Consider the following 3763-nt stretch of genomic DNA (forward strand, 5'->3'; position numbering starts at 1 on the left):
CCTCTCACCAATCAGCAAGTCGATACCCCTTAACATCATCACTTAACTAAAAAAATGAAAACAAAATCATTTGGTGATGATTTGATATTGCCACCGCTCGGCGCAGTGTGTGAGTAAGCGAAGCGTCCGAACACCGAGCAAGCGGAATACACTCGATCTTAAACTGTGGCACTGTCACTCCATCCTAAAAATTAATGTCTCCATATTTTTCTCTTCGTTTTGATGGCGTTTTTCCCTGCTTGTTTTCATTAAAAATCGATATGTGATTCCGATATGCAGAACCGATATATGGTCATATCGGTTTCACATATCAGTTCTACATATCGGTTTTTTTATTTTGCTAGGCTCCTTTTATTCTTATCTGGGGCTAAGATCTGGGATTACCTTCTGGGACTCGATGAGTCCTAGATCTTAGTCCTTGTTGCTAGTCCCAGATCGGAAAGAATAAGAGCAAAGAAAAGAGCAGCTTAGAAACATGTTCCTAAGACCTTGGATGCGTAGCACTACGCATCCAAGATGCATGCACTAAAATTAACAATTCCCCTCTCAGGTTCGGCACTTTTCAGTGATTGAATTTCTTAACGCTTATAGAGCACTTTCATTCCCACATAACAATTAAACCCCGCAGAGGGGGCCATGGGCGATTGATTTAGGAAACGAAAAGCAGAGCGTCACACGCTGATGGTGTTTCGTAGGTAACTGTCACTGTAACGCAGTGACAGTTACCTGAAGTCTCGATGTCTATTGGTTTCAACGGTTGTTTTGAAAAGTGATAGGTCGGTGATAGACCGAAAAGATGAGTAAAAATAACGATTAGCGGGATTCGGATTTTGTATACATTCGTCCCGAATGCTCAAAATTCCCGATCTACGATGTGACTCAGCGAGGCTTTGGGTTGTTTTTCTGACGCACTCACTTCGTTCGATTGTCGGATCGCTCTTCCTCATGAAAGGACTTCGCCCATTTCACGAGAAATCACGATCTCATGAGTAAAGTTTTAGTTATGAGCGTTACGGTGTGATTTTGGGGTGAGTTCAAAATATGTTAATTCGCACTGTGAAGCTCTCTAATTGTGAAATTAACTTTCAGAGTGGATTTATGTGCCCGTGGGTGGGTTTGTTGCTTAAAATGGCCGTGAGAGGCTGACAGGTGGTCAAAACGGCCGTTTGGGGCGGTAAACTTGGCAATTGAACATAATAGGAATAATGAACACCCGTTTTTGAGTGGTAGATCTTCATTTATCGGAGGAGATTATATTTCGGTGTAAAGAACAACATGCCCTTCATTTACGAGTTCAAACGCTGTTATACCGTAAGGCTTTTTCTGTTCAAGGATTAGGCTTAAGTCCATTTCAAATATACGCGTAAACTTAACTGAGGATTCACTACGGTAGTGGTTCTCTACGTGATAGCTTTCTGATCTACTATCCCAAACGATGAGCTTAGCCATTTTCCATGTTGTCATGCTTATCCTTAAATTTAACCATAGGGTCATCTTAGACGTTGCTCATGGAAAGAATAAACAAGGAGCTTTAGCGACCTCATCTATTGGCTTGTCAAAGCCTCAAGCGTCTATGTGACTGTTATTCTAATTGGGGACTTACTACAAAGTGACGGTTAGTAAGTTTATCTAAAGAGCCTCGCAGTTATCGAGCGTTCGTTTCTTCGGTGAACCAATCCGCATGGGGCTAACTATTTTGGTGTAGTTCCAATACCATGAGCTAAAACTCGTTTCATCTCGTCACCAGTTCGTGATTACTTTAGTAGGATCTTAGTGAAAAGTTCACTGTAAAGTATGTCGGTCAAGTGAGTCATCAATACACCGTCTTAAAGTGCTGCACTGACTAAGGATATGTTTCTGTCGTTGAATGGTTTGTCTGTAGGTAGTGACAAAGCTAGCCTACCTGTACTAAAATCAATGCTTCAACAGGTGATTTTTAGTACAGACCTTAGTGTCAGCTAGATTACTTCGTTAAAGGGGATGATCGCAAGGTCATCCCCTTTTTCGTGTCTGTAATTTAAGGGCAATTGAACATAATAGGAATAATAAACACCTTTTTGTTAGGTTAAACAAAAGTGTTATTGTCAATTATGAATATTTACAATAATGAATTTAATGGTTTAACGATAATGTCTTTATTTCATTTTTTTAATAAAAAACAACTTCCATCTTCAGCTCCATCCAACAATGATTTGACTTTTCTAAAGAGAAATACGCCTATCGCCATAATAGATGATGAAGACTTTACTGACTTAGATGGTTTGCGAAATGCAGGATATAGCCCTTGTCACTTTCGAGATTTAGATAGTTTTGATCAATTGCGCGATTACCCGATTGTTATTTGTGACATCCAAGGTGTCGGTGGTAATTTTGGCACAACAACTGATGGTTCTTACATCGTTCAACAAGTCTGTGAGCAGTTCCCTGATAAGTACATCATCGTATTTTCTTCGAAAGGTGGAAGTTTAGGTATAGCCTCTCGAATTGCAAAAGCCGATGTTAAATTACAAAGAGGCGATCGCGATGGTCTAAATAATGCGATTCTAAAGGCAGTTAAGATTATGGGAGATTCTGTCGAAAGGTGGAAACGTGTTCGTCGAAACTTGATAGAAGAAAAGCAAGTAAATCTTTACCACGTTTGGGAACTTGAACAAGAATTTATTAAGTCTCTTAATTCAAAAGATACTAAACAATTTTCTGCATATGTAAGTAAGCACGCAGAGGATCTTGTAAAAGGTTTGTTAGTTAGTTTTATTGCAGGATTAGTATTCTAATGAATGACAAAGAAATTGAATTAATCCGTGAATCTATGCACGAGCTAAGAGTGTTCAATGATAGGTTGCTAACTTCGACTCAAAAGCTAGGTCAGTCTTTGAAGACTCACAGGTTAGGAGAGGGTGAGCCGCTTAATTGCAATTCCGTTCATGCAGATGATATTCGTACAAGCGTAATGAATGTACAGCATTTAACTAAGCTGTCGATGATTAGAATGAGTTTTATTGACTACGAGCTTAATCCGGATTTTTTTTCGGAGTCAGAACCTTACCCAGTTAATATATATGGTAAGTTCTTAGCAAACAAAATAGCTCTAAATGCAACCAGTAAAAAACATAAAGTTAAGATTAAGCTGGATAAAAGTCCCGATAACATAAAGTTAATTAATGCTGTTACACTTATAGATATCCTACCTTTTCTGATATTAGATAACGCAATTAAGTACTCTCCTAATGAATGTGATGTCAACGTTCATTTTACTGCGTACCTTGATGAGATTGAAGTAAAGGTTGTGTCCACTGGTCCTTATGTCCCTCACAAAGAGTTGAAGAGGCTAGTAACTAAAGGTTACAGAGGGAGCAATGCAAAGGCATTAACGAATATCAAAGGTCAAGGTATCGGCCTCTACTTTGCTGACAGCATAGCTAAGCTCCATGATGCAAGAATGGAATTAAGCTCTTCGGAATCGACCTATTGTTTAAATGGTATTTCTTATTCTGACTTCACAGTAACACTCAGGTTACCTGTTACTGAAGTTTAAAAGTTTCCAATTTAACGTAACTTCACTTAGTGCGAACCTAAGTTTTAGGTACAAAAAAGCCTCCCGATTGGGAGGCTTTTTTGTTTGTTTTTGCTCAGCGACAGAAGTTTGTCGTTGAGACTTTGAGCATTTGAAAGTAATCTAATGCCCATATGTGACGAAATCAGTTGGAAGCTGGTTTTCGTCGAGATACTCAAAACGTTACAGAGCGTTGAAGTCCTTTCATGA

3 protein-coding genes are annotated in these 3763 nt (G+C 39.0%); 2 read left to right on the forward strand and 1 reads right to left on the reverse strand.

The window, feature by feature from the left end; all coding sequences use genetic code 11:
• Positions 1 to 1251: 1251 nt before the first annotated feature.
• Positions 1252 to 1464 carry a hypothetical protein gene (locus AB4484_RS04490; protein ID WP_372076620.1) on the reverse strand — a complete coding sequence of 71 codons (213 nt, stop codon included), beginning with the start codon at positions 1462 to 1464 and terminating at the stop codon, positions 1252 to 1254.
• A gap of 626 nt (positions 1465 to 2090) precedes the next feature.
• Here AB4484_RS04490 and AB4484_RS04495 point away from each other — a divergent pair.
• Complete coding sequence (locus AB4484_RS04495) at positions 2091 to 2774, forward strand: hypothetical protein (protein WP_372076622.1); 684 nt, start codon at positions 2091 to 2093, stop codon at positions 2772 to 2774.
• Positions 2774 to 3535 carry a sensor histidine kinase gene (locus AB4484_RS04500; protein WP_372076624.1) on the forward strand — a complete coding sequence of 254 codons (762 nt, stop codon included), beginning with the start codon at positions 2774 to 2776 and terminating at the stop codon, positions 3533 to 3535. Before AB4484_RS04495 ends, AB4484_RS04500 begins: the two co-directional genes overlap by 1 nt.
• Positions 3536 to 3763: the final 228 nt, after the last annotated feature.

Origin of the sequence: Vibrio sp. 10N.261.46.A3 (genome assembly GCF_041472995.1) — a bacterium.
Taxonomy (GTDB): Bacteria; Pseudomonadota; Gammaproteobacteria; order Enterobacterales; family Vibrionaceae; genus Vibrio; species Vibrio coralliirubri.